This is a genomic window from Arthrobacter roseus, from assembly GCF_016907875.1.
In the GTDB taxonomy this organism is placed as follows: Bacteria; Actinomycetota; Actinomycetes; order Actinomycetales; family Micrococcaceae; genus Arthrobacter_J; species Arthrobacter_J roseus.
The window spans coordinates 1,645,209-1,670,346 of sequence record NZ_JAFBCU010000001.1 but is presented as its reverse complement, the minus strand read 5'-3'; the positions used below and the strand labels follow the sequence as shown (position 1 = coordinate 1,670,346).

Genomic DNA, 25,138 nt, shown 5'->3' with positions numbered 1-25,138 from the left:
GGCTTGAACGCATTTTCTCAGCAAACCACGAGTGCACGTCATGTCCATTGCTGCAAGGCGATAGATGTCGCAATGGCCGCCATCATGGCCTCGAATCCCTTGTCTTCGCTGGAATCTGGAAGTCCAGATCGGTCGAGCGCTTGTTCCTCGGTGTCGCAGGTCAGGACACCAAAACCGACCGGCGTACCCGTGCGTGCACTGATCTCGGAAAGGCCCATAGTTGCTGCTTGGCAGACATACTCAAAGTGTGGTGTCCCGCCGCGAATAACGACGCCGAGAGCGACGACGGCATCGAAACTCCGAACCAGACGGGCCGTTGCTACGGTCAGCTCGAAGCTTCCGGGCACGCGAACCACCACCGGGTCGACACCAGAGGCACGGGCTGCGCGGAGCGCGCCATCGAGCAACGCATCCATGATCTGTGTGTGCCACTGCGCGGCGACGATGGCCACCCTCATTCCCCCGCTCTGACTGATCAGATTCTCGGGTTCAATCTGCGGCGCTCCATGCCCACTCATCTTTTTATCCTTTCAATGTATTCCGTCACTGACTGGCTTCAACTCTGCCGAAGCGGCGCATCGATGTAATCCGCCGCCAGCAGTAAACGATGGTGCATTCTGTCGCGTTTGGTCTCCAGATATCGCCGGTTCTCCTCACGTACGGGCACTTCACTAGGCACCATACGTTCCACGGTGATGCCGTGATGCGCCAGCGCATTGGATTTGTCCGGATTATTGGTGAGCAGAGCGATGTGATCAAGGTTCAGGCTTCGGAGAATTTCAGCTGCCGCTTGGTAGTCCCGCGCGTCTACCGGCAAACCCAGCTGTTCGTTGGCCTCGACCGTGTCGGCGCCTTCTTCCTGTAGAGCGTAGGCGCGGACCTTGTCCGCGAGACCGATTCCTCGGCCTTCCTGGCCCCGCAGATAGATGATGGTACCGCCTTTGCGGTTTACCAAGGCAAGAGCCTGGTCCAGTTGCTCGCCGCAATCACACCGATAGGAGCCGAATACGTCACCGGTGAGACATTCAGAATGCAGACGGACCAGGGGAATGCCTTGATCATCAGACTGGTGTTCAGCGCTGAGGCTCATGTGCTCTACCCCTGTTGCCCCCTCCGTCCATACCTGGACGCGAAAAGTGCCAAACGGTGTTGGAATGGTGACTACTGGACCACCGAGAATTGACGGCACGTCAGCTCCCTGTGCTCTCACTGTGGCACTCCTCCGGGATCTGCGACTGCTAATGGTTGTGCTGTCAACGCGGCAACGAGGTCTTCAATGGAGATCAGCGGGATCCCCTCCCTGTCAGCAAATTTCCTGAGCTCAGGTAGGCGCATCATTTCTCCGTCGTCGTGGACTATTTCACCGATGACGCCAACGGGAGCAATGCCCGCAAGCACACACAGTTCGACGGCGGCTTCGGTATGTCCTCGTCTCTGGGCAACTCCGCCTGCGGCTGACTGCAGTGGAAATACGTGGCCAGGACGGGTCAGTTGGGATGGGACCGTGGAGGACTCTGCCAAGAGTCGCGCCGTGCGTGCCCGGTCTGTGGCGCTGATTCCCGTAGATATCCCCTCTGCCGCATCGCAGGAAACCGTGTACGCCGTCCCCTTGGCATCTTCGTTGACACTGACCATGGCCGGCAGCATTAGCCGCTCCGTATACGCCCTCGGCATCGGCAGACAAATGAGGCCGGAGGTGTGACGGATTGTCCAACCCATGAGGGCAGGCGTGGCGTGTGCGGCAGCGAAAACAATATCGCCCTCATTTTCCCTGTCCTCATCATCTACGACGACAACGGACCGTCCCGCAGCGATAGCGGCTACGGCAGATTCCACGGTGTCCAAGGACGTGGTCATCGGAGTCCTCCTTCTATGGTGGTGAAAGCGAGTAACCGTTCCGTGTACTTGGCGAGAACGTCTACTTCGATATTGACGTCGCTGCCGACCATCCGCGTTCCGAGGACTGTGTCGGTAAGCGTGATGGGAATCAGGCCCACCTCGAACCACGGCTTCTTCTCGTCCGCACCGCTCACGGCCGTCACGGTGAGCGATACGCCATCGACAGCCACAGAGCCCTTTTCGGCAATGTAGCGGGCCAGCCCGCCGTCGACGGCGATGCGTACGCGGTGCCACTGGCCTAGGTGCTCGCGTTCATCCACGGTGCCCACGCCGTCAACGTGTCCCTGAACCACATGTCCGTCCAGACGTCCTCCGGCGGGAACACATCGTTCAAGGTTGATGGCCTCTCCGGGCTCAAGGGCTCCGATAGTGGTCCGTTTCATGGTTTCACCCATGACATCCACGGTGATGACGCTCCCCTGAATCGTCGTAGCGCTGAGACACACGCCGTTAACGGCAATGGATCCGCCAGGGGTGAGGCCAATAGACGTTGCCGGAGCATCGAAGCTCAGGGACGCAACGCCGTCAGACGGCGCCCTCCCTGTTTCTACGACGGTTCCCTGTTCCGCAACAATTCCTGTAAACATCAGAAATCTCCTCTCTCTTCCGGCCGCAGATGCAGCCGCAGATCCGCTCCGAATCTGGTGGCCGGACCATCCATGGTCGTGTCCCATTCCCATCGGCGAATTTCTCGAATTGAATCAATCTTGAGTCCTGCAAAGGAGGACTTTCCCGCACCAAGGATCGATGGCGCAACGTAGGCGAACAGTTCATCGACCAGTTCCGCTGCGATGAACGCGCCCGCCACCGTGGGACCACCCTCGATCAGTACATGACCGATACCCCGCTCGTGCAGGACGTCAAGGATGCGCTTCGGGTCTCGGTCCCGAATATGGAGCCACTGGCCATCGCCTCCGCTTAGCTGCAACCCCGCGTCGGCATCCCGCAGGCCAGCAACAACGCGCAGAGGCTGCCGAATGGACACGGCGCCGTTCTCGTCTCGCGCCGTCAGCCGGGGATTGTCCGTATGAGCAGTTCCAGTACCTACGAGGACGGCGTCAGTAAGCCGCCGTAATCGGTGCCCGTCCTGGCGGGCAGGGCTCCCGGTGATCCACTGGCTGGATCCGTCCGCTGCGGCTGTGAACCCGTCGAGAGTCTGCGCAACCTTAAGTGTGACAAACGGTCGTTGTTCGGCTCGAGCGGCAAACCAGCGATTATTCAGGGCTCGGGCATCGGACTCCCGGAGACCACGTTCGACAACGATCCCGTTCGCTGCCAGATACCGCGCTCCGCCACTGGCGTGATCCTGCGGATCGGGGGTTGCATAGATGACCTTCCTGATCCCCGCAGCCCTGATGGCCTCCGAACACGGACCCGTTCGGCCAGTGTGATTGCAGGGTTCCAGGCTCACGTGCATGGTGGTGCCGTCCACCGAAATATTGGCTGCGGACGCCAGGCTGAGAGCGTCGATTTCTGCATGAGGCGTTCCCGCCCCGCGATGCCAGCCGACGGAGATGACTTTGCCGTCTGCACCGGTCAGGACAGCTCCGACCAGCGGATTGGCTCCCCTCGGTCCACGTGCGGCTGCCTGCAGGGCACGGTCCATAGCGGCATCAGAGGAAAGGAAGGGTGTTGTGCCAGGCGGAAAACCGCCATCTTCTGGTCTCACCGGCGAACCAACGATCCAGATGAAAAAGCCTCGACGGCACCAGAGACGCTGGCATTGCGCGCCCGCATCCAGACGAAGAAGCCCACTAACGTGAAGAGCCCGTAAAACAGATACATGACCGCGGTGGCGTAATACCCAGCGCTGAACAGCAGCGGCACGCCCACAACATCCACAGCGACCCATATCAGCCAGAACTCAACCAACCCGCGCGCCATCCCATAAGTGGCCAGCAGTGAACCCATGAATGTCCAGGCATCAGCCCAGACCGGCTCGTAGGATCCCAAAGTCCGGAAAAGTGGAGTCAAGGCAACGGTTCCCAGAATCAGAGCGGTTATCAGGAAACCGCGCTCGCGGGCGGTTGCCCATCGGGGGACCAACGCGCGGCCGTTAGTATTGCGACCGCTCCATTGGCGCCATCCGTACACCGACACAGCAACGAACATGATCTGACGGCCCGCCTGGCCCAATAGATTAGCTGTGTCGGCGTCTCCGAACACTGATCCAACGAACACAGTGAGCAGAAGAACGTTGCCGACGATGCCAACCGGCCATGCCCATACTTTACGGCGCATTCCACTGAGGGCGCTCAACAACCCAAAAATATTTCCTAATACTTCGCGTACCAGCAGTTGGCTTGAGCCAATCTGGATAGTAGCGTCAAAGAGCCACCGCAAAATGTCCATCTCGTCCTTCCCCTTAGCGGCGACTCCGGGGGTGACGACAGCGTCGATACTCGTGTCAGGCAACGTTCAACGAACGCACCGCGACATCGACTTCCTGTACGTGCTTCTCCCATCCAGACTTTAACTGTCGGTGCCGGAATTTCACCGGCTCAACCGCTCGGCGACACCCAAGGGGCATCTCTGATCGGGTCGCGGACTATAACCGCCGGTTCGGAATTACACCGACCCCGGAGCACGTATATGCAATTATGCGTTGATTATCTCATAGAAGCGGGCACGGACGTTATCTACTTTTTTCTCGTCGTATCAGGATGTCCGCGCGCCGCGTCGGCCATTCGCCGCAGGGCCGACACCGCCTCTCCGGGGTTCTCGGCGCCATATACGGCGGATCCGGCAACGAAAATGGTGGCGCCCGCCTCAGCGGCGCGCTCAACCGTTTCCACAGAAATTCCGCCATCTACCTGGACTGCCAGTTCAAGGCCAGCATCGGCGGCGGCCGCTGCAGCCACTCGTATCTTGGGCAGTGTCAGGTCCAGAAAAGACTGGCCGCCAAAACCGGGCTCCACTGTCATGATCAACAGCAGATCGAGTTCGGGCAGCATATCCAGATAGGGTACAACGGACGTTGCCGGTTTGAGGGCCATCCCCGCCCTGGAGCCGTTGCTTCGCAGGTCCCGGGCCAGTTTGATGGGAGCAGCAGCCGCCTCGGCATGGAAGGTCACCGAAGCCAGCCCAAGCTCGGCATATCTCGGCGCCCAGTGATCCGCATTCTCAATCATCAGATGCGCATCTACAGGCAATGCCGTTGACTCTGCAATGCGCTTTACCACTGGAAGCCCGATGGTCAGGTTCGGAACAAAATGATTGTCCATGACATCCACATGAACCGCATCGGCCCCCCGAATCCGGTCCAGTTCTCGTTCGAGATTCACGAAGTCTGCGCTGAGAATGCTCGGATGAATAGAACACTGTCCCACGATTACCCCTTCGCCCACTTTGGTTATACCGGTTTGGTCTGATTCTTGCGGAAAACGGCCATGAACATACCGTCCGTCACGTGGACATGCGGCCACAGCTGTGCCGTCGTTCCCGTACCGGCATCGAGCTGTTCACCTCTCAAGCCCACGCACTCCAGAAGCTCCGGTGCGTTCACTGCTTCAATGTCTTTCCGGTTTCGCAGCATGTCATCAACAACCGTGATGGTTTCCGCCGGATGTGGAGAGCAGGTCGCGTAGACGACAACCCCGCCCGGACGGACCGCATCCATTGCAGCGGCCAGCAACTCGCGTTGCAGGACCGCGAGGTCGGCGAGGTCACTGGGTTGGCGCCGCCACCTGGACTCCGGGCGTCGCCGCAATGCGCCCAATCCAGTGCATGGTGCGTCGACAAGGATGCGGTCATAGTGCCCGGGGAAATCCTTGCCGATGTCCCGGCCATCACCTTGGCGGACGGACCAGCTCTCATGACCCACCACACCAAGCGCCTGCGTTACCAGCCTGGCCCTGTGCTTCGCCGGTTCGTTTGCGGTCAATACCGCTCCGCGCTGCTGTGCAAGCGCGGCGAGAAGAGCAGCTTTTCCACCTGGTCCGGCGCATAAATCAAGCCAATGTTTGTCCGGACCGTCACCCAGTTCCGCTGCAGCTGCAGCTCTGGCTACGAGTTGGGAACCTGCATCCTGCACTCGGACGACGCCGGAACGCACGCTTTCCAACCTGGCGACGTCGCCCTGGCTATAGAACATCGAATCCGGAGCAACGTCACCGTCTTCTCCTCCGGCATCCCGTGCTTCATCCAACGTGCCAATACCGGGAAGTGCCACGAGATTCACAACAGGTGCAGCATTATCTGCTGCCAGGAGTTCATCTATTTCAGTTACGGGACGTCCATGGGCGGACAATGACTGGCGAAGCGCCCTGACAATCCACTCCGGGTGGCTGTACCGAATGGATGCGCAACGGGTTGGATCGGTCTCGCTGCTGGTGAGCTCCTCAATCCATTCTTCCCGGTCCCGCCGAGTAACCTTGCGCAGAACTGCGTTGATCAGACCCGCAGGACCAGCTCCAATGACTGCCCGGCCAAGACTAACCGTCTCATCCAGTGCTGCGTGATGCGGAACACGCATTGCGAGTAGTTGGTGCGCGCCGATGCGTAAGGCATCAAGGATGGCCGGATCCAGCTGCGCCAGTGGACGATCCACACATGTAGCCAGCACGGCATCGTAAAATCCCTGTCCGCGCAGAGCACCGTATGTCAGTTCAGTGGCGAACGCCGCCGCCCTTCTGTCGAGGCGATGGTTACGGATTTTTTCCGGCAGAACGAGATTCCCGTAGGAGTCTTCCTCGGACACGGCACGGAGCACTTCGAAGGCCACGAGTCGAGCCGGGTCCGCTGCCCGTTTCCGCTGCGATGGCGCAGCCTGGGAAAAGTCACGCTGACCACCACGGTTACGTTCCCTGCCCTGAGTGTTGCGTCGGCGGTTCTGATCACCGCTTGCCTGACGTCCTGACTGATTGGGACTCATTCGAAAACCACCTCTTTGCCATGGGATGCACCGCGGAACCAGTCTGCACCGGACATCATCTTCTTGCCTGCGGGTTGGACCTGACGGAGACTAACGGCTCCTGAACCTGTGCCAACGATAACGAGCCCGGCCTCCGACCTAGCGGCCTGTCCAGGAAGCAGTGCGTTCGGTGCCTCGGAGAGTTCCACCGGACCGAATTTCAAGCGCTGGCCCTCCACTGTTGTCCAAGCACCGGGTTCCGGCGTCACGCCATTGATGCGCCGGCGGATGGATATGGCAGGCTGCTTCCAGTTCACGCGTGCGTCGTCGATACTCAATTTAGGCGCCAATGTTGCATCGCCCACCTGTGGAACCGGGTTTGCCAGGCCTTTGTCAATGGCCGCAACGGTCTGAACGAGCAGTACTGCACCGCTGTGCGACAAGCGTGTCAGCAACTCCCCTGCTGTGTCTGATGCTTTCACTGATTCAGTCATGGCGCCCAGGATCGGGCCTGTATCCAGTCCAGCGTCGATGAGGAACGTTGATGCTCCAGTGATGTCATCGCCGTTGATGAGGGCATACTGAACGGGCGAGGCTCCGCGCCAGGATGGCAACAGGGAAAAGTGCAGATTGACCCAACCGTGCAATGGGATTCTCAGCGCTGATTCCGGCACAAGGGCACCAAACGCAACGACAGCGGCTACGTCAGGCATCGCATCCTGAATGGTAGCCTGCACCGCCTCATCAACTTGCGAGGCCTTGATAATTGGAATGTTGAGCTCCGCTGCCCGGACCGCTACGGGAGACGGCGTCATTACCCTCTTTCTTCCCAGCGGGGCATCTGGCCGGGTCAGTACGGCAACGACGTGGAAGCCTGCCGCAACGAGAGCATCCAACGAGGGGACGGCAACTTCGGGTGTGCCCGCGAAGAGTACGCGCATGGCCTAGCCCCGGATGCCCGTGTTGGTGGCGAATGCGCCATTGCCCGGTGAAGAGCGACCAAAAATTGAATCGATACTCTGCTCCCGCTCCGCTTTCGTCCGAGCAACAACTGAGTCGTAGTCAGCTTGTCTCATCGCTCGGAACGCTACTTTCCTGTCTTCACCCGCTAACCGGTCAATGTAAAGCCGTCCGTTGAGGTGGTCTGTTTCGTGGTGAAAGCAGCGCGCGAGGATGCCCGTTCCTTCATACTCAACGGGACCGCCAGTAACGTCCAGTCCTGTGACTCTGGCCCAGGCTTTACGGGGCACCACGAACCCAAGTTCCGGGACGGACAAGCAACCTTCAATATGGTCTGCCTGTTTCTCCTCGCCAAGTTCAAGTTCAGGATTAATCACATGTCCCGATACACCGTCAACATCGAAAGTGAAGATGCGCAGCGATACTCCCACCTGTGGCGCGGCGAGACCGGCACCGTTGACGTTCGCCATGGTTTCCGCCATGTCCGCCACCAGACGCTCCAGTTCGGTTCCGAATCTGGTGACCGTAGATGCTTCGGTACGCAACACCGGGTCACCCACGGTTCGAATGGGAAGAATTGCCATGTGTGCTGTGGTTCCTTTGCTCGCCTGTCTGTCAAAACTCAAGTCTAGTTGGCTTGTGCACCAGTGGTTCCGCCGGGCGTGGTGTCCTCGCTCGGCGGGGGCGCGATGGGCAGCAGTGGATCGCCTGCCTCCGACGCGTTGCGTGAGGCTTCCCACGCCCGGCGGAGAGCACAGAACTTATACCAGTGGTTGGCGAGCACCTTTGGATTCGCCCTCATGGGCCGCACCTCGGTCTCGCCGATGGCGACTCCAAGCAGAATAGGGGCATCTCCGTGTGCCCATGGCTCCCAGGTTCCGGCTTCAGCGTCAACCAGCGACTCCACAGCTTTGAGGCCAGCCGTCAGCTGCATGACGACTTTGGCATCCATATTCTTGACCTTGCCGTAGCGGTCGGTGCCCTTGGTTTTATAGTCGATAAGACACGTCCGGCCAGCCACTTTGGCCACGAGGTCCAGCGTGCCAGCATATCCAACCTCACTGTTCCAGACCGTGATTTCCGGCGCTAGGGGTTCCACTTGGTATAGGTCCCACCACTCATCGAATCGTGCGGCAAACGCCTCCTCCCCGTTCTGCGCGAGCTCAAGCCGACATTCTTCCAGCCGGTTGGGCTGCCCCAACGCCCGCAGAGACACCTGTTCGCAGTAGGTGTGCACTCTGTCCCCGCGGGCAGCGGCCTCATCCCGGTAGACAGTCGCGGCGTTGGCCGCCTCACGGATACAGGCGCGCAGTTTTGCCTGATCACCCAGGGCTTCGGGCAGCCGGGGATCTCGACCGAGCGCGTTTGCAGACATGTAGCCAAACCAACCATCCAGGGCGTGGGGAGCCTGGCTGATAACGCTGGTGATCGAAGGGACGCTCGGTGGCTCCGACAAGGAACGGGAGTACATACGCCCGTAGGCAGTCTGATGGGCAAGTGCTGGAGCAGTCATGGACTCAGCATTCCATGCCACGCCGACATTCTGATCATCTTCAGCCCGTGACTAAGGACGACCGCTGCCACCTGCAGCAAACGCAGAGGCTGGATACAAAATGCCCTCCGGTCAGCTCGTTGCTGATCGGAGGACATGGTGAGCTTGTGGGCGATACTGGGTTCGAACCAGTGACCTCTTCGGTGTGAACGAAGCGCGCTACCACTGCGCCAATCGCCCCTGCATGCACCAAGAATGCTAACCCAGGACAGCGTCGATGAACAATCGCGTCATCCCGACAGCCCAATTGGACGAACCCCCATTCCTCCTATATTGTTTTTACTCGTTGGAAAGTGCAGATCAGCACGGATTTTTGGAGGATTAGTTCCCGAAAATCCCTGGTCAGTCTTCCTCGTGCGGACGTAGCTCAGCTGGCTAGAGCACCACCTTGCCAAGGTGGATGTCGCGGGTTCGAATCCCGTCGTCCGCTCGCAAGTCACTGTCAGTCGTTACCGTGCAGTGCGGTAATAACATTTCTGGTTCTAAACCGGGATACGGTGGGGTGGCCGAGAGGCGAGGCAGCGGCCTGCAAAGCCGTATACGCGGGTTCGAATCCCGTCCCCACCTCGTGGCAGTAAAAGTTTTACCCTTTGGGGCGATTGGCGCAGCGGTAGCGCGCTTCCCTGACACGGAAGAGGTCACTGGTTCGATCCCAGTATCGCCCACGATCCGGTTCGCAGGAACCGATTCATGCGGACGTAGCTCAGCTGGCTAGAGCACCACCTTGCCAAGGTGGATGTCGCGGGTTCGAATCCCGTCGTCCGCTCCACAGCATTCCCCCGGGCCTTGTCTTTCTGGGCGATTGGCGCAGCGGTAGCGCGCTTCCCTGACACGGAAGAGGTCACTGGTTCGATCCCAGTATCGCCCACCAACCAGTACCTCTGGCAGACTGAGCACAGTTATGCGCCGTCGCCCTGCTGCCCCTCCCGGGCTAATGCGGTCAACCTGGACACAGCCCGGTAATACTTCTTCATGTAGCCACCAGACATCATCTCTTTCGTGAAGAGCTGGTCCATGGCGGTCCCACTGGCAACGATCGAGATATTCCGGTCATACAGACGGTCAGCCAGCACCACGAAGCGCAGTGCAACGGCCTGCTCCGAGACGGGTTCAACGCCGCGCCAAACAACTGTGTCGATACCGTCAAGAAGCTGACGATAGCGGCTCGGGTGGACACTGGCGAGGTGACGAAGCAACTCAGGGAAGCAATCCTTGGCCACCACAACATCTTCTGGCAACGCCTCGATATGTGCGATCAGATCCTCATCGCTCAGAGGCTTGGGAGCCTCTGGCAACCCTCGGTGGCGGTAATCCTCTCCATCAATTCGAACGACGTCGAACTGGTCAGAGAGGACCTGTATTTCTCGTTGAAAATCGACGGACGCAAACCGCCCCTCCCCCAAAGACCCAGGCAGCGTATTGGACGTTGCGGCAAGTTTTACTCCGGCATCAGCCAATTCACGCATGAGCCGTGACATCAGCACAGTATCACCGGGATCATCAAGTTCGAACTCATCAATACAGACGAGATTGTAGGCGCTGAGTGCCTCCACCGTCCGGCGGAACGACAGTGCTCCCACGAGGTTGGTGTATTCAACGAACGTCCCGAACGCTCTAAGGCCGGGCGCGGCATGCCACAAGGATGCCAGGAGGTGCGTTTTACCCACGCCGAATCCGCCGTCAAGGTAAATTCCCGCCTTCTCTGTGCTTTTACCGCCGCCGAACAGCCGCCTGAGCGGACCTGGCTGAGGCTGCCCGACTCCGCCGGCAAAGGCCCTCAACGCCTCGACCGCAGCGGTTTGAGAAGGCTGGCTCGGGTCGGGACGGTAACTCTCGAACGAGACGTCCCCAAACCGCGACGAGGGATGAAACCCTGACAGCAACTCGTGCGCCGAAACATGCGGGGTGCGCTGCGTCAGATGCTTTATCGTGGCCACACGGAGTCCGTTCCTTAGATTCAACTGGTCCCAGATCAATTATCTGCCCCCGTTACGATACGTCACAGCATGACGCAGACCCACAGACGTGTGAGGTGTAACACGCAAACGGAACGAGGGGGAAGTTACTGTCCGGACAGATGGTTAGGCTAGAGGACAGGTGGATTTATTTCCTATCCCTCCAGGAAGGTCGTTTCAATGCCCAAGGCAGTAGATACCAGCACAAAATTCTCGGAGTATGCCCATCCTGAACGGATCGTCTCCACGCAGTGGCTGGAAGAGCATCTTGGCTCTGATGGTCTAGTGGTCGTGGAGTCCGACGAAGACATTCTGCTCTACGAAATAGGGCACATTCCGGGCTCAGTAAAGGTTGACTGGCACACAGATCTCAATGACCCAGTCAATCGCGACTATATTGATGGCGAAGAATTCTCAGCCCTGATGTCCCTCAAGGGCATTTCCCGAGACACCACCGTGGTTATTTATGGCGACAAAAGCAATTGGTGGGCGGCGTACGCACTCTGGGTGTTCTCCCTATTCGGACACGAAGACGTTCGGTTGCTTGATGGCGGTCGAGACAAATGGATAGCGGAAGAGCGGCCCTTCACCACGGAGCGGTCCATGCCAAAGCGTACCGAGTATCCAGTATGCGACCGGCGGGACGAGGCGATTCGCGCCTTCCTGCCCGACGTCATCAATCACTTCGGCAAGCCGTTGATTGATGTTCGATCACCCCAGGAATACAGCGGAGAGCGAACAACGATGCCCGCTTACCCGGAAGAGGGAGCACTGCGAGGCGGTCACATTCCGACGGCGGCATCCGTACCATGGGGCAGGGCTGCAGCTGAGGATGGCACGTTCCGAGATCGCGCAGAGCTAGATGCTATCTACCGCGATGAGGCTGGGCTTTCAGACAACGATGATGTTGTTGCGTATTGCCGTATCGGTGAGCGCTCGAGCCACACCTGGTTTGTGTTGACGCACCTGCTGGGATTTGAGAACGTGCGCAATTACGATGGCTCCTGGACAGAGTGGGGAAATGCTGTTCGGGTCCCGATTATCCGTGGTGAAGAGCGGGGCGAAGAACCGAAGGGATACAACAGTAAGTGACTACCGAAAGACCGCTGCCAGCACAGTTGGCGGAAATCATTGACGACTTTCAGGAACTGGAAGAACCAGACAGGCTTCAGTTACTACTCGAATTCTCTCGGGGGCTTCCTCCCTTGCCGGACCGCTATACCGAACATCCGGGCCTCATGGAACAGGTGGTGGAGTGCCAGACACCGCTCTTCCTCGCACTTGAAGTGACGCCGGAGTCGGGCGACATTCACCTGTTTTTCGCGGCGCCGAAAGAAGCTCCGACGACGCGAGGTTTCGCTGCTGTGCTTCACGAGGGTCTCGACGGTCTAGATGCTGCGACCATCCTTGCGATTCCCGATGACGTGCCGGATAGGCTTGGTTTAAGCCGCGCGATCACGCCACTGAGAATGCGAGGAATGACCGCGATGCTGGGGCGGATCAAGCGAAAGATCCGGGAAGCCGTTCCAGCACCCTAATGTTAGACACCATCGTCGTGGTCGCCGGGAAATTGACGCTCTCGAAGTTGATAGAGCAGCCACGCACGAACTTCACTTTCCCATCGCTGCGGGGACACGTTCCACTCTTTGGTGTGCCGTGCTTTGGTGAACCTCACGAATGTGACCATTTGAGGGTTCTTCGCCGCCAGTTCTGCTGACGGACCAACAGGAACGAATTCGTCGTCCTCGCTGTGGATGATGAGCGTATGCTGCCTGAGATGGTCAGCCCGGGAAACCCAATCGAGGCTTTTCAGATCCACAGGGGTGGCTAGTCCAGTGATTTTGCGACCGCCGGGGTTAGAGATAAGCCACTGCGAGAATCTGCCGATAGCCGTGGGTATCTTATTGAGCCGGGCATGATGGGCCAATACGTCTATCCAGTTGATGACTGGTCCGTCAAGCACGAGCGCGCGTATATGCCGGGCGTACTGCGAGAGATCGACGGCCTGGAGACACACTGCTCCGCCCATTGACCAGCCGAAAAGAACAACATCCTTGGCACCGTGGGCCAGTGCGTAGGTGATGGCGGCCTCGACGTCGTGCCACTCGGTCATTCCCAGCCCATAGCGACCGTCGGCGGAGTCCGGCGCCTCGCCGTCGTTTCTGTAACTGATGAGAAGACTGGTCATGTCCAGACCAGCCGCCGTTGGGACAGCCCGAAGCCCTTCTGAGCGACGTGCACCACGCCCGTGAACCATGATCGCCCAAGTCCCTGACTCGGCTCCGGCGCGGATAATCCATGCTGGAGCGTGGCCGCCCTCCACCGCAATATCCACTTCCTCTTCGGCGTAGCCCAGAGCAGTTGGAGAGTCGTAAACGGAACCGCTCCACCACCCCCGCACGGCAGTGGAGATGTCCCCCGAATAAACCTGATCGACCTCACGTTCAACCGTGCCTTCCCCAGGCACATAGGAAAGAATCTCTCCAATCCGCGCATGGCCGGAGCCGTCGTCGAACATGAGACTGTAGGTACCGTCAACCGTCGTATCGCTGTCGGCACGCAGAATAATACGGCGGTCCTGCCCCTGACCCATGACCGCGAGGATCTCTATGGTCTCCTCCCGGGTCCTCGGTGGAGTTATCACTTGCCGCGCGAAATAGGCGGCAAGGCCCGACGTCGTTCCCGCGAGGATGGATGCAGCTGCCGCTCCTGCCCCAATTCCTATGGCCGTCCACTTCAGCCATGCTGGATTTGACGCTTCCGGCGATACGTTGCTCGGCCCTGCACGTTTGTGATCCATGATCCCATTCTTGCGGGCTCCGGCCAACGAGTCGAACTCCGCGCGACACGTACCATTTCGCAGTGCCGTGCGCTAAGACGAGTCGACGAAGCTAGGCTTAGAGGCATGACAGAGTCGATAATTGTTCTGACCGAAGTGCCCCTGGTTGAAACGGATGCCCACAACCTTGCCACTTTCGCCGAAGGTGGTGACATGAGCTTCATCGTCATCGTGCCGACGGTGCTGCATCGCAACATGTTGGCGGATTTCTTGGACAACCTGAGCCTGTTGGATTTTGCCGAAGCGTTCCGGGATCTGAACGAGGGCCAACCTGATCCCCGGAAAGTGGAAATGGACGCCCAAACCGCACTTGCCTCATCCCTTGCAGTCATGTCCGCCGCTGGCCTACAGGCGGTTGGAGAGGTCACCTCGGATGACCCGGTGCCGGCGCTGATCAATGCCGTTAGGGCTCATGACGCCCAGCAGTGCGTTGTCATCACCACCCCGCATGCCGTCGCCGACACATTCCGGCAAGACTGGGCGAACCGGGCGCAAGACAAGTTGGGCGTGCCCGTGCTGCATCTGTACTCCGGGTCGGGATTTATCGGAGACTCCTGAGCGTTACTGTCATGGGGTCCGTTTGGATCCCGCCGATTTCGAGGAGGAACGCATGAGTTCGAAACCAGAATCCACTCTCAAGTCGAACGAAGAGTGGCGTGAGGAACTGACGCCCGAGGAATACGGCGTGTTGCGTGAGGCTGGCACCGAGCGACCGTTTACCGGCGAGTATTGGGATTCCTCGGAGACCGGCGTGTATCAGTGCCGTGCGTGCGGAGCCGATCTGTTCACGAGCTCGGGCAAAATGGATTCGAGCTGTGGATGGCCATCGTTCTGGACTCCCCTGGCCGAAGACAAGGTCCGCTATCTGCACGACCACTCCATGGGCATGGACAGGGTGGAGGTACGTTGTGCCAACTGCGACTCGCACCTGGGACATGTATTCGAAGGTGAAGGTTACGACACCGCCACTGACCAACGCTACTGTGTCAATTCAATTTCCATACGGCACGTACCGGCCGAATAGTTCCTCTGCGAACGTGAGACAGCAGTGCCTCGACCACCCAGACAGAGGCACTGTTTCAATATCGGTGAAGCGTGGCCTTGAGAACCAGAATCTCTTATGTCGTAGAGGTATTTTGATAAGTGGTGCTGTTTGATTGCTACGCTGATGTCAGCTCCCGGCCCCGCACGCTGTGCGGTGTCAACACCCTTCGAGAAAGTTGCTCACCGTGACTGACACGTACATCGAAACCAAGGCCATGACATACGAAACTATTCAGGAGCATACTGCCTGGAAGGATCTGAAGGCCGCGGTCTCCGCCTTTCAGCCCCTCCAGATCAAGGACGGGTCTGTTCCGAACCAGGAGCAGCACGGAGCAGCACGTGAGTCTGTTGGAACAATCGTAGATTCAATCCGCACGCTCTCGCCATTTTTTCCACATGACGCTGCATACCTTGAGGCGTTGACCGCGGACTTCGGAGCGTGGGCTGAGGGTGATTTTGCTGAACCGGACTTCCTGGACTCCCTCCTTGCGTTCCAGCCTCAGCAGCACCGGATCGATGGATTGCAGCACCTCGTCGTCTTCCCGATGTACACACAGAACGGCAGCACCGAACGACTGGTTGAAGCAGTTCTGATCGAGGTGATCTGGCCGGACTTCGTTAGTGAACTCGAGGACGGTGAGTATTCGAACAAGCTGTTCGTTCCCATCCGATTCCTCGATTTCACGTCCGGGTATGACACAAACTCGGCAGTTCTGTTCCCCGAGACCGTCGCCGTTCGCGAAACTCCCGCCTTCACCTGGGGTGCAATCTTTGCGGACCGCGAAGCCGCACGCTACCGTCGCGTGGTCCGCGCCGCAGCAGACATCACCTCACTGGAACTGCCCGAAGGCGCAGCGTCACTGCTAGAGGACCAGAAGCTCATCGAGAGTACTTTCGTCATGTGGGACCTCATTCACGACCGCACCCACATGCGTGGTGATCTTCCTTTCGACCCATTTATGATCAAGCAGCGGATGCCATACTTCCTCTACTCTCTTGAGGAACTACGGTGCGACCTCACGGCATTTCGCGAGTCCGTCAAAATCGAAAAAGATGAAGAAGCCTCACCAGAGGCACGCCACCATGCCGGTCTCGTTCAGTACGCCGTGATCTTTGATCGCATCTTCCGATTCGCCATCACCGGCAACCGCGTCCGAAACTATGACGGCGTGGGCGGGCAACTCCTCTTCGCGTGGATGCACCAACATCACGTGCTTCACTGGACCGACGGTAAAATGTCAATTGACTGGGACGAGGTTCCTGCAGTTGTCATTGCCTTGGGCGAAGCTATCGAGGATCTATACTGGCGCTCTATTGACCGACCCAAGACGGCCCACTGGTTCGCCGCCTACGATCTCGTGTCGAACACGTTGACCCCGAACCCGGCCTCGGTGTGGGCGAAGGGACCGGACGCTCTTCCGCTCGATGGCCCCCCACGCGGCCTCACAGATCAGGTTCTGGATGACGAATTCCCTCTTTCGATGTTTTACGAGGCGCTTAACCGCAAAATGAAGGATGTTATTGCCTCTACGGCAGGCGTCACCGGCAGGTCCGACGCATGAGCGCCGTTGCCGGCTCACTGGCGAACGGCACCGTTCTCATCGCAGGAGCATCAAGTCCGTCAGGCGTTGCTTGTGCCCGCGCTGTGGTTGCAGCCGGTGCCTCGATCGTTGCAGTGGATATCAACATGGAACGTCTGGCAACCGCCATGGAGGGCCTAGACGGTGTCCGGATGGAACAGTGCGACCTGACCAACAGTGAAGCCGTGGCAGCGCTACACACGTCACTTGAGGACGACGGGTGCCGAATCGATGGCGTCATCCACCTCGTTGGCGGATGGCGCGGTGGCAAGGGAATTACTGGGCAGACGGACGAGGACTGGGACTTTCTGCACCGATTGATCGTGACGACCCTGCGCAATGTCACGCGAAAGTTCTATGATGACGTCGCATCCTCGCCGATCGGACGATATGCTATCGTCTCGGCCACTGCCGTGAGCGCCCCCACAGCAGGAGGTGCCTCGTACACCGCGGCCAAGGCTGCCGCGGAAACGTGGATCATGGCTATGGCACAGGGGCTCACCAGAGCGCAATCCAAGCGGAAAAACGATCCAATTGAGCAGCATTCAGCCGCCAGTGTGATCGTCATCAAGGCGCTGCTCGATGACTCGATGATTGCCGCAGAGCCGGAGAAATCCTTCACTGGTTACACGCATGTGAATCAGGTCGCCGAGGCAATGGTCGATGTCTTCACCGCGTCAGCATCAGAGGTCAATGGGGCCAGAATCGTGTTGGCGTCCTAACCGTGCAGAGCGCAGGCTGGCAACACCCAACCGTAAATTCAGAGATACTAGGAAATGTGACTGAGACATCCATGACCGACCGCAGAATCCACGATCCGTCTGTCCGGGGCTTCGCTTCCGACAACTACTCAGGGGTCCATCCCGAGATTTTGGGGGCTATTGCCGCCGCAAACGAGGGGCATCAGGTCGCCTATGGGGAGGATGCTTATACGGCACGTCTCCAGGAAGTCGTTGTCGATAACTTTGGACCGGGCACGCACGCGTTTCCGGTATTCAACGGTACTGGCGCCAACGTATTAGCTCTCCAATCGCTGCTTCCGCGGTGGGGCGCGGTGATCTGCGCGGAAACAGCCCACATCAATGTTGATGAAAACGGAGCCCCGGAGCGCGTTGGCGGCATCAAGCTGCTGACCATCTCCACTCCAGATGGCAAGCTGACCCCGGAGCTCATTGACCGCGAAGCCTGGGGCTGGGGAGATGCGCACCGCGCGCAGCCGTTGGCTGTATCCATCACGCAGGCCACGGAACTCGGCACCCTGTATACCGTAGACGAGGTCCGCGCGATCGCTGATCATGTCCATGCCAAAGGCATGAAACTTCATATGGACGGAGCGCGGATCGCCAATGCCGCGGCCGCGCTGAATGTCAGCCTTCGGGAGTTGACCCGTAACGCCGGCGTCGACATCTTGTCTTTTGGCGGTACCAAAAACGGCTTGTTATTCGGCGAATGCATCGTCGTGCTGAACGAAGATTCTTCCAGCGGTCTGCACTACTTACGCAAGATGAATATGCAGCTCGCGTCGAAAATGCGTTTCATCTCGGCACAGTTCGTTGCGCTCCTCGACGGAGATTTGTGGCTGCGCATTGCGCAGCACTCGAACAGCATGGCGGCACGTCTGCGTAGTGCAGTTTCTGAGATTGACGGAGTCACGATAACCCAGGAGTCCAAGGCCAACGCCGTCTTTGCGAAATTGCCACGGGATGTGGCAGACAGAGTCAGGGAACAGTACCGTTTCTACGACTGGGACCACACCACAGGTGAAGTCCGCTGGATGTGCTCGTTCGACACCTCAGAAGAAGATATCGATGGTTTCGCCGCTGCGCTGATCCGTGAAATGGCGCGCACTAGGTAACAAATGGGTTACGCTCGGCGAGTCCATGTGGTCGTGGCAAACTCCGACAATAGTCTTCCACAGTGAGTGCTCCCGGAGACCTGGCAGAGGTGCCACCTGAATTTTTGACCGCATTGGCTGATCTACGTCGCGCCTCGTGCCGGCCAGAACTGTATTTACACGAAGTCCCAGCTCCCTCACGCCTGGCTCCGTACAGTGTGGCCATGGGTGCCGACATCACGGAACAAGGCTCGAGTCCAGCAGACGACGCACACGGGACCACGGCCTATGGGCTCGCCCACAGTGACGGCGATACACTCGCCACCGGTCGGTTCATTCTTCTCCATAGCCCCGAGGGCTCTTCGTTGTGGGAGGGGACCTTCCGCATCGTCACATACATTCGGGCCCGTCTGGAGCCGGATATGGGAAACGACGCCCTCCTTGGATCGGTAGCCTGGACCTGGCTCCTGGATGCGCTAAAGGACCGCGGCGCGAATCACTCTCTTGCCGGTGGGACAGCAACGAGGATTCTCTCGGAAAGTTTTGGGTCTCTTGAGGGTAGACCGGACGGTATAGACGTCGAGTTAAGAGCTTCCTGGACACCCGTGCGTGGGCGGGTGACGAGTCATCTTGAGGCGTGGTCGGACATGGTGTGTACATTCGCGGGCCTTCCGCCCATTCCGGAAGGAGTGGCTTCACTGCCTCACCTCCGACGCAACTGACTGAGCTGTGACCGGCCGGAATCGAACAGAGTCCGGGCGAGCAGCCACACCTCAAGAGACTGGATTTTCGCATGATGCCGCAGACAGCCGAACAGCCGGCGCAGGACAAGGGCGCCACAACAGGGGCTCCTGCCGAATCCGGCGCTGCCCCCGCCCCCCTTCCATTGCTCGACACTCCGCGCGATGGCGTTCCGGCGGTCATAGATACACAGTCCGGGCTTGAACGGGCGGCAAAAGCGCTGGCCGCAGGCACCGGACCGGCCGCCGTCGACGCCGAGAGGGCATCGGGCTATCGGTATGGACAAAGAGCCTTTCTCGTTCAGATCCGGCGCGAAGGGGCAGGTACGTGGCTCATCGATCCGGAGCCCTTTGAGAACCTCCTGATCATCAACCAAGCACTTTCCGGCGTCGAATGGATTCTTCACGCTGCCACGCAGGACCTTCCGTGCCTCAGCGAGTTGGGCATGCGGCCGGACCGCCTGTTCGATTCGGAGCTTGCCGCTCGATTGGCTGGCCTCCCCCGCGTCGGTCTGGCCGCCGTAATTCAAGAGCTGCTGGGCTTCACCTTGGCGAAGGAACATTCCGCCGCGGACTGGTCCACACGTCCGCTTCCGGAACCGTGGCTTCGCTACGCCACGCTCGATGTAGAAGTTCTCACTGATGTACGGGAGCGGCTCATTGAGTTGTTGGACAGTCAGTCGAAGCTCGATTACGCACTTCAAGAATTCGAGGCGATTCGAAGCACTCCCCCACCGGTACCACGCACCGATCCGTGGCGTCGTACATCGGGCATGCATCAGCTCCGTGACCGCCGAAAACTCGCGGCAGTCAGAGCACTGTGGGCTGAACGGGAGCAGCTGGCAAAGAACCGGGATGTCGCTCCCGGACGCCTCATTCCCGATTCAGCGATCGTGGCCGCAGCCAAGTCGATGCCATCCACCGTGCCACAGCTTCTGTCGACAAACGGATTTCATGGACGGGCGGCAAAGAAGGATGCACCCCGTTGGCTGCGCTGCCTCAATGAAGCCAGAACTACAACCGATTTGCCTGCGTTGCATGTTCCCACGAACGCTCCACCGCCGCCACGGGTATGGGCCGAGAAGGATTCCGAAGCTGCCGCGCGACTGAATACTGCAAAGCCGCGGTTGGCGGCCCTCGCGACCCGGCTGAATATGCCAGTGGAGAATTTGCTGTCTCCAGATACGCTGCGCCGTATTTCTTGGCGGCCGCCAAAGCCCATCAGTCCGGAATCCGTCGCAGTCCGGTTACAGGAGCTGGGCGCTCGAAACTGGCAGGTGGACCTGACGTCGGCCATCATCACCGTCGCGTTCCTGGACCCGGAACCGCTCCCTGTGAGAGCCACGCCGGAAGAATAGTCACGATGGTACAACAGCTTGCCCCACTAAGTTACTGACAAGTAACATAATGGAATCAGGTTCAATCGTGCCGAGCACTAACTCTTCTAAGGAGCAACAGGTGAGCTCACATACAGCCGCTGGCGCAGGCCGCCGGATTCGGGATGTCGTTTTCGTTGACGGTGTCAGAACACCGTTCGGAAAAGCAGGAGACAAGGGCATCTATGCGGGCGTGCGTGCCGACGACCTTGTCGTGAAGTGCATACGCGAACTCATGCGCCGGAACCCACAGTTGCCCAGCGAGCGTATCGACGAGGTAGCAATTGCCGCCACCACGCAGACCGGTGACCAGGGATTGACCATAGGACGGACGGCGGCCCTCCTTTCAGGCCTGCCCCAGAGCGTTCCCGGATTCGCTATCGACCGCATGTGCGCAGGGGCGATGACCGCTGTCACCACCACCGCTTCCGGCATTGCCTTCGGCGCCTACGACGTCGTCATAGCCGGCGGAGTCGAGCATATGGGTAACCACCCCATGGGGCAAGGATCGGACCCGAACCCTCGTTTCATGACAGAAAAGATCGTGGACCCGGCCGCGTTGAACATGGGTAACACAGCAGAGAATCTCCACGATAGATTCCCTGACATCACCAAGGAGCGCACTGATGCCTACGCCTTGGAGAGTCAGCGCCGTCTGGCCCAGGCGTACGACAACGGCAATATTCAGCCGGACCTTGTCCCAGTTGCGTCGCGGACGAGCGACCAGGGGTGGTCGCTGAACACCGCTGACCAGCCGCCCCGTCCAGGGACAACCATGGGCATGCTTGCTGACTTGAGGACACCCTTCCGTGCGCACGGCCGGGTCACCGCTGGCAATGCCGCGGGCCTCAACGACGGCGCCACCGCAGCCGTTCTGGCGTCCGAGGACACGGCCCGAGAACTTGGCCTCTCCGTCAAGATGCGCTTGGTTGCCTACGCATTCGCCGGCGTCGAACCTGAAGTCATGGGCTACGGTCCCGTGCCTTCGACGGAAAAAGCGCTCAAGCAGGCCGGACTGACGGTAGAAGATATTGGCCTTTTCGAAATAAACGAGGCATTCGCCGTGCAAGTCCTGTCGTTCCTCGACTTTTATGGCATCAAGGATACCGATCCGAGGGTGAACCAGTACGGCGGAGCTATTGCCGTCGGGCACCCGCTCGCGTCGTCCGGTGTGCGCCTCATGAATCAACTCGCCCGCCAGTTCCAGGAGAATCCTGCCGTCCGTTACGGATTGACAACCATGTGCGTGGGCCTCGGCATGGGCGGCACTGTGATCTGGGAGAACCCCCACCACCAGGACTACATCGACACCACAGGAGAGGACCCAGCATGAGCGCTGCAGATTTCACAGAACTCGCGGAAAACTTCCCAGACGAGGTGGTGACTCATACCGTCGTGCAGGACGTAGAGCTGCCCAACGGCGCAGGAACCATGGCCCTGTTGACTCTGGACAACGGGATGGACCACAAGCGCCCGACGACGCTCGGCCCCGGGGCGCTGGTTGAACTGGGCCGAACATTGGAGGCCCTAAAAGTGCGGGCGGTGCGCGGCGAGATCCAGGCCGTGGGGATTACTGGAAAACCGTACTTCTTCGTTGCCGGCGCGGACCTCTCGGCTGTCAAGAAGCTCGATCGCCGCGAACTCGGAGTCCAGATGGCTCAGCTGGGCCATGACGTCTACACCACACTCTCCAGTCTGCCCGTGCCAAGCTTCTCGTTCGTCAACGGTCTAGCCCTGGGCGGGGGCTTGGAACTGGCGCTACACTCGACGTACCGAACCGTTTCGACAGCGGCAGGCGCGCTGGCACTCCCGGAAGCTTTCCTAGGACTCGTTCCAGGATGGGGCGGGGTGTACCTCTTGCCGAGGCTCATCGGGCCGCAGAACGCGGTCAAAGTCACCATCGAGAACGCGCTGAACAATAACCGCACGCTCAGTGGCAAGGCAGCATTCGACCTTGGCATCGTGGATGCACTTTTTGAGTCGGCCGATTTTCTGGAACAGTCCATCGCATGGGCGGCCGGAGTGCTGAGTAACGACGTTACGGTGGATCGACCCAATGCGGTTTCAGACCCGGACGCGGATCCCGATTGGGATTCCGCCGTGGCACGCGGCCGTGCCATCGTCGAGGCGCGCACCGGAAACGCAACACCGGCCCCCGGCAGGGTGCTTGATCTGATCGAGGCGGGGAAGACTCGAACTCAGGCGGAGTCCGCGTCAGCCGAGTGCAAAGCACTCGGTGATCTCATGCAGACGAACGAGTTTCATGCCACCGTCTACGCATTTCTGGACCTGGTCCAGAAGCGCAGCAAACGACCAGCAGGTGCCCCGGACAAAAAACTGGCGAGGCCGGTCACCAAGATCGGTGTGGTCGGCGCCGGGCTGATGGCGAGCCAGCTTGCTCTGCTGTTCGCCAAGCAGCTCAAGGTTCCGGTGATCATGACGGACATCGATCAGGAGCGGGTGGACAAGGGTGTGGGCTATGTTCACGCCGAAGTGGACAAGCTGCTGGGCAAGAAACGAATTTCCGCGGACGCGGCCAACCGCACTAAGGCATTGGTCACTGGCTCCGTTAGGAAGGAAGCATTCTCGGATGCTGATTTTGTCATCGAGGCCGTGTTCGAGGAACTGTCAGTCAAAAAGCAGGTGTTCGCTGAAGTCGAGGCAGTGGTATCCCCCACCTGCATTCTCGCCACGAACACATCCTCACTCTCAGTTACGGAGATGGCCGCCGATCTGGACCACCCGGAGCGTCTGGTTGGATTCCACTTCTTCAACCCTGTCGCTGTCATGCCGCTGCTCGAAATCGTGAAGGTTCCCCAGACTGAGGAAGCTGTTCTGGCAACGGCGTTTGCGATGGCCCGTGAGCTGCAGAAGACTGCCGTCCTCGTCAAGGACGCCGCGGCGTTCGTGGTGAACCGAGTTCTTGGCCGCATGTTCGGTGAGATCACCAAAGTCTTCGACGAAGGAACACCGGCTGATGTGGCGGACAGGGCGCTGCATCCGATGGGCCTGCCCATGACCCCATTCAAACTGCTCGCACTCGTTGGATTGCCCGTTGGACAGCACGTCCAGGAGTCGCTCCATTCTGGGTTTGGGGAACGCTTCCACGTTTCGGCGAACCAGCAAAAACTGATCGACGAGGGCATCAAGGGCCTCTGGCAGAAGCAGGACGACGGTTCGGAGGGCATTCCGGAGGCCACCCTGGCTCTCATGCAGTTCGGCACGGAACCCTCATCAGCTGAAGAAGTGCTTCACCGCACACAGGATGCCTTGGCCGACGAGATTGGCAGGATGCTCGATGAAGGCGTAGTGGCCGCACCGGAGGACGTCGATCTTTGTATGATTACCGGGGCAGGTTGGCCATTGTCACTTGGTGGAATTACACCGTATCTTGATCGGACCGGCGCTTCAGAGCGCGTCAATGGACGCAGATTCCACGCACCCGGCGTCGCATCGACACCTGTCTAGCCGACACACACTGCTGACTGGCTCCGGCAGATTGTCGGAGCCAGACAGCAGTGGTGAGTAGTCAGCTGGCGGGCGGGAAGATCACGTCTAGTTCCCCAAGGTCAGCCTCTGACGGTTGCCAGTTTGCCGCCACAGCATTCTGACGGACCTGCTCCGGCCGTGTTGCCCCCGCGATCACGCTGGCCACAGCCGGTCGTGATGCTAGCCATGAAAACGCTACTTCAAGTTCGGATACGTCCCTGGCCCTAGCAAAATCCCCAAAGAGACGCAATTGGTCCATGTCAGCGGTAGCAAGTAGGTTGGTGCGCGAATGGGTGAGGCGGCTGCCCGCTGGGGCTTTACCGCTGCTGTATTTTCCGGTGAGGAGACCGTTGGCCAGCGGGAAGTACGGTAGGACGCCAATGCCATACGCCGCCGACGCCGGTAGGACTTCAGCTTCCACCTTTCGATTCAGCAGGTTGTAGTGATTCTGGGCGGAAATGAAACGTGCACCTCCGTTGTGCCGCGCAATGAATTCAGCTTCCGCGATGGACCAACCAGAGCGGTTTGAGTGTCCGATATACCTGACTTTGCCCGCCCTGACGAGATCATCCATGGCGGCTAGCGTCTCATCGATGGGCGTGGCCGGATCAGGGGCGTGGAACTGATATAGGTCGATCCAATCGGTCCCCAACCGTTTAAGTGAGGATTCAACAGCAGTCATGATGTAGCGGCGTGAACCACGCGCACTGAAATCGCGGCCGTTGAGTCCATTGACGTCGAGGCCGAACTTCGTGGCGATGACAACGTCTTCCCGCTTACGGCCAAGCGCCTTACCGAGCAGCTCCTCGCTCAGCCCCGGCGTCCTCCCATACGAGTCCGCCGTATCGAACAGGGTGATACCCGCCTCCACGGCGGCCGAAACCAGGGCTGTGGCACCCCGTTGGGATTCTGATGCCGTGGATTCTCGTCCCAGGTTGTTGCATCCCAACCCGACGGCCGAAACCGTCAATCCTGATGTGCCGAGTCTGCGATAGTCCACGTGGCTCCTTTTAGTGTT

25 protein-coding genes, 6 tRNA genes and 1 riboswitch are annotated in these 25,138 nt (G+C 59.3%); of the genes, 16 read left to right on the top strand and 15 right to left on the bottom strand.

What is annotated here, in order from left to right; all coding sequences use genetic code 11:
• Positions 1-38 precede the first annotated feature (38 nt).
• From ribH to JOE65_RS08140, 12 genes are all read right to left on the bottom strand, one after another.
• Complete coding sequence (gene ribH, locus JOE65_RS08195) at positions 39-518, bottom strand: 6,7-dimethyl-8-ribityllumazine synthase (RefSeq protein ID WP_205162734.1); 480 nt, start codon at positions 516-518, stop codon at positions 39-41.
• Positions 519-556: 38 nt separating this feature from the next.
• On the bottom strand, positions 557-1,210 hold the full coding sequence (gene ribA / locus JOE65_RS08190) for a GTP cyclohydrolase II (protein ID WP_205162733.1): 654 nt from the start codon (positions 1,208-1,210) through the stop codon (positions 557-559).
• A complete protein-coding gene (gene ribB, locus JOE65_RS08185; protein ID WP_205162732.1) occupies positions 1,207-1,857 on the bottom strand; it encodes a 3,4-dihydroxy-2-butanone-4-phosphate synthase in 651 nt (216 codons plus the stop codon). The genes ribA and ribB overlap by 4 nt, the downstream gene beginning before the upstream one ends.
• The gene (locus JOE65_RS08180) at positions 1,854-2,486 is read right to left on the bottom strand and encodes a riboflavin synthase (RefSeq protein WP_205162731.1); all 633 of its coding nucleotides are present in this window, start codon (positions 2,484-2,486) and stop codon (positions 1,854-1,856) included. The genes ribB and JOE65_RS08180 overlap by 4 nt, the downstream gene beginning before the upstream one ends.
• Positions 2,486-3,568, bottom strand: coding sequence for a bifunctional diaminohydroxyphosphoribosylaminopyrimidine deaminase/5-amino-6-(5-phosphoribosylamino)uracil reductase RibD (ribD, locus tag JOE65_RS08175; protein WP_338021581.1), 1,083 nt, complete (start codon positions 3,566-3,568; stop codon positions 2,486-2,488). Before ribD ends, JOE65_RS08180 begins: the two co-directional genes overlap by 1 nt.
• Complete coding sequence (pnuC, locus tag JOE65_RS08170; RefSeq protein ID WP_205164094.1) at positions 3,565-4,251, bottom strand: nicotinamide riboside transporter PnuC; 687 nt, start codon at positions 4,249-4,251, stop codon at positions 3,565-3,567. Before pnuC ends, ribD begins: the two co-directional genes overlap by 4 nt.
• 96 nt (positions 4,252-4,347) lie before the next feature.
• Positions 4,348-4,491: riboswitch (FMN riboswitch) on the bottom strand.
• 47 nt (positions 4,492-4,538) lie between these two features.
• Positions 4,539-5,228, bottom strand: a complete 690-nt coding sequence (gene rpe / locus JOE65_RS08165) for a ribulose-phosphate 3-epimerase (RefSeq protein WP_205162730.1) — start codon at positions 5,226-5,228, stop codon at positions 4,539-4,541.
• A gap of 23 nt (positions 5,229-5,251) precedes the next feature.
• Positions 5,252-6,772 (bottom strand): RsmB/NOP family class I SAM-dependent RNA methyltransferase, encoded by a 1,521-nt coding sequence (locus tag JOE65_RS08160; RefSeq protein ID WP_205162729.1) that lies wholly within the window; start codon positions 6,770-6,772, stop codon positions 5,252-5,254.
• On the bottom strand, positions 6,769-7,692 hold the full coding sequence (fmt, locus tag JOE65_RS08155; RefSeq protein ID WP_205162728.1) for a methionyl-tRNA formyltransferase: 924 nt from the start codon (positions 7,690-7,692) through the stop codon (positions 6,769-6,771). Before fmt ends, JOE65_RS08160 begins: the two co-directional genes overlap by 4 nt.
• Positions 7,693-7,695: 3 nt before the next feature.
• The gene (def, locus tag JOE65_RS08150; protein ID WP_205162727.1) at positions 7,696-8,295 is read right to left on the bottom strand and encodes a peptide deformylase; all 600 of its coding nucleotides are present in this window, start codon (positions 8,293-8,295) and stop codon (positions 7,696-7,698) included.
• A gap of 44 nt (positions 8,296-8,339) precedes the next feature.
• Complete coding sequence (locus tag JOE65_RS08145; protein ID WP_205162726.1) at positions 8,340-9,224, bottom strand: cytochrome; 885 nt, start codon at positions 9,222-9,224, stop codon at positions 8,340-8,342.
• Positions 9,225-9,371: 147 nt separating this feature from the next.
• Positions 9,372-9,443: transfer RNA gene (locus JOE65_RS08140), tRNA-Val, on the bottom strand.
• A gap of 176 nt (positions 9,444-9,619) precedes the next feature.
• Here JOE65_RS08140 and JOE65_RS08135 point away from each other — a divergent pair.
• The 5 genes from JOE65_RS08135 to JOE65_RS08115 all read left to right on the top strand — a co-directional run bounded on the left by JOE65_RS08135 (position 9,620) and on the right by JOE65_RS08115 (position 10,134).
• A tRNA-Gly gene (locus JOE65_RS08135) sits at positions 9,620-9,693 on the top strand.
• 66 nt (positions 9,694-9,759) lie between these two features.
• Positions 9,760-9,830 (top strand) — tRNA-Cys (locus JOE65_RS08130).
• Positions 9,831-9,856: 26 nt separating this feature from the next.
• Positions 9,857-9,928, top strand: a tRNA-Val gene (locus JOE65_RS08125).
• A gap of 27 nt (positions 9,929-9,955) precedes the next feature.
• Positions 9,956-10,032 (top strand) — tRNA-Gly (locus JOE65_RS08120).
• 27 nt (positions 10,033-10,059) lie between these two features.
• Positions 10,060-10,134: transfer RNA gene (locus tag JOE65_RS08115), tRNA-Val, on the top strand.
• 28 nt (positions 10,135-10,162) lie between these two features.
• On the opposite strand, the gene zapE is transcribed toward JOE65_RS08115, so the two are convergent.
• Positions 10,163-11,200, bottom strand: a complete 1,038-nt coding sequence (gene zapE / locus JOE65_RS08110; protein WP_205162725.1) for a cell division protein ZapE — start codon at positions 11,198-11,200, stop codon at positions 10,163-10,165.
• A gap of 198 nt (positions 11,201-11,398) precedes the next feature.
• Here zapE and JOE65_RS08105 point away from each other — a divergent pair, with 198 nt between their 5' ends.
• Positions 11,399-12,310 carry a sulfurtransferase gene (locus tag JOE65_RS08105; RefSeq protein WP_205162724.1) on the top strand — a complete coding sequence of 304 codons (912 nt, stop codon included), beginning with the start codon at positions 11,399-11,401 and terminating at the stop codon, positions 12,308-12,310.
• Positions 12,307-12,756, top strand: coding sequence for a SufE family protein (locus JOE65_RS08100; RefSeq protein ID WP_205162723.1), 450 nt, complete (start codon positions 12,307-12,309; stop codon positions 12,754-12,756). The genes JOE65_RS08105 and JOE65_RS08100 overlap by 4 nt, the downstream gene beginning before the upstream one ends.
• Positions 12,757-12,758: 2 nt before the next feature.
• Here JOE65_RS08100 and JOE65_RS08095 read toward each other — a convergent pair whose 3' ends face one another.
• Complete coding sequence (locus JOE65_RS08095) at positions 12,759-14,018, bottom strand: alpha/beta hydrolase family protein (RefSeq protein ID WP_205162722.1); 1,260 nt, start codon at positions 14,016-14,018, stop codon at positions 12,759-12,761.
• Positions 14,019-14,123: 105 nt separating this feature from the next.
• On the opposite strand from JOE65_RS08095, the gene JOE65_RS08090 reads away from it, so the two are divergent.
• From JOE65_RS08090 to JOE65_RS08050, 9 genes are all read left to right on the top strand, one after another.
• Positions 14,124-14,615: a hypothetical protein gene (locus JOE65_RS08090; RefSeq protein WP_205162721.1), complete on the top strand. Its 492-nt coding sequence runs from the start codon at positions 14,124-14,126 to the stop codon at positions 14,613-14,615.
• Positions 14,616-14,667: 52 nt separating this feature from the next.
• Positions 14,668-15,081 (top strand): peptide-methionine (R)-S-oxide reductase MsrB, encoded by a 414-nt coding sequence (gene msrB / locus JOE65_RS08085; protein ID WP_205162720.1) that lies wholly within the window; start codon positions 14,668-14,670, stop codon positions 15,079-15,081.
• Positions 15,082-15,316: 235 nt separating this feature from the next.
• Positions 15,317-16,663, top strand: coding sequence for a DUF6421 family protein (locus JOE65_RS08080; RefSeq protein ID WP_205164093.1), 1,347 nt, complete (start codon positions 15,317-15,319; stop codon positions 16,661-16,663).
• A complete protein-coding gene (locus JOE65_RS08075) occupies positions 16,660-17,403 on the top strand; it encodes an SDR family NAD(P)-dependent oxidoreductase (RefSeq protein ID WP_205162719.1) in 744 nt (247 codons plus the stop codon). Before JOE65_RS08080 ends, JOE65_RS08075 begins: the two co-directional genes overlap by 4 nt.
• A gap of 71 nt (positions 17,404-17,474) precedes the next feature.
• Entirely contained in the window at positions 17,475-18,536 is a 1,062-nt protein-coding gene (locus JOE65_RS08070; protein ID WP_205164092.1) for a threonine aldolase family protein, read from the top strand.
• A gap of 62 nt (positions 18,537-18,598) precedes the next feature.
• The gene (locus JOE65_RS08065) at positions 18,599-19,237 is read left to right on the top strand and encodes a DUF3000 family protein (protein WP_205162718.1); all 639 of its coding nucleotides are present in this window, start codon (positions 18,599-18,601) and stop codon (positions 19,235-19,237) included.
• 71 nt (positions 19,238-19,308) lie between these two features.
• A complete protein-coding gene (locus JOE65_RS08060; RefSeq protein ID WP_420827497.1) occupies positions 19,309-20,613 on the top strand; it encodes an HRDC domain-containing protein in 1,305 nt (434 codons plus the stop codon).
• 49 nt (positions 20,614-20,662) lie between these two features.
• On the top strand, positions 20,663-21,964 hold the full coding sequence (locus JOE65_RS08055) for a thiolase family protein (protein ID WP_205162717.1): 1,302 nt from the start codon (positions 20,663-20,665) through the stop codon (positions 21,962-21,964).
• Positions 21,961-24,099, top strand: coding sequence for a 3-hydroxyacyl-CoA dehydrogenase NAD-binding domain-containing protein (locus JOE65_RS08050; protein WP_205162716.1), 2,139 nt, complete (start codon positions 21,961-21,963; stop codon positions 24,097-24,099). Before JOE65_RS08055 ends, JOE65_RS08050 begins: the two co-directional genes overlap by 4 nt.
• 61 nt (positions 24,100-24,160) lie before the next feature.
• Here the strand turns inward: JOE65_RS08050 and JOE65_RS08045 are convergent, their stop codons facing one another.
• On the bottom strand, positions 24,161-25,120 hold the full coding sequence (locus tag JOE65_RS08045; RefSeq protein WP_338021579.1) for an aldo/keto reductase: 960 nt from the start codon (positions 25,118-25,120) through the stop codon (positions 24,161-24,163).
• Between the last annotated feature and the right edge of the window lie 18 nt (positions 25,121-25,138).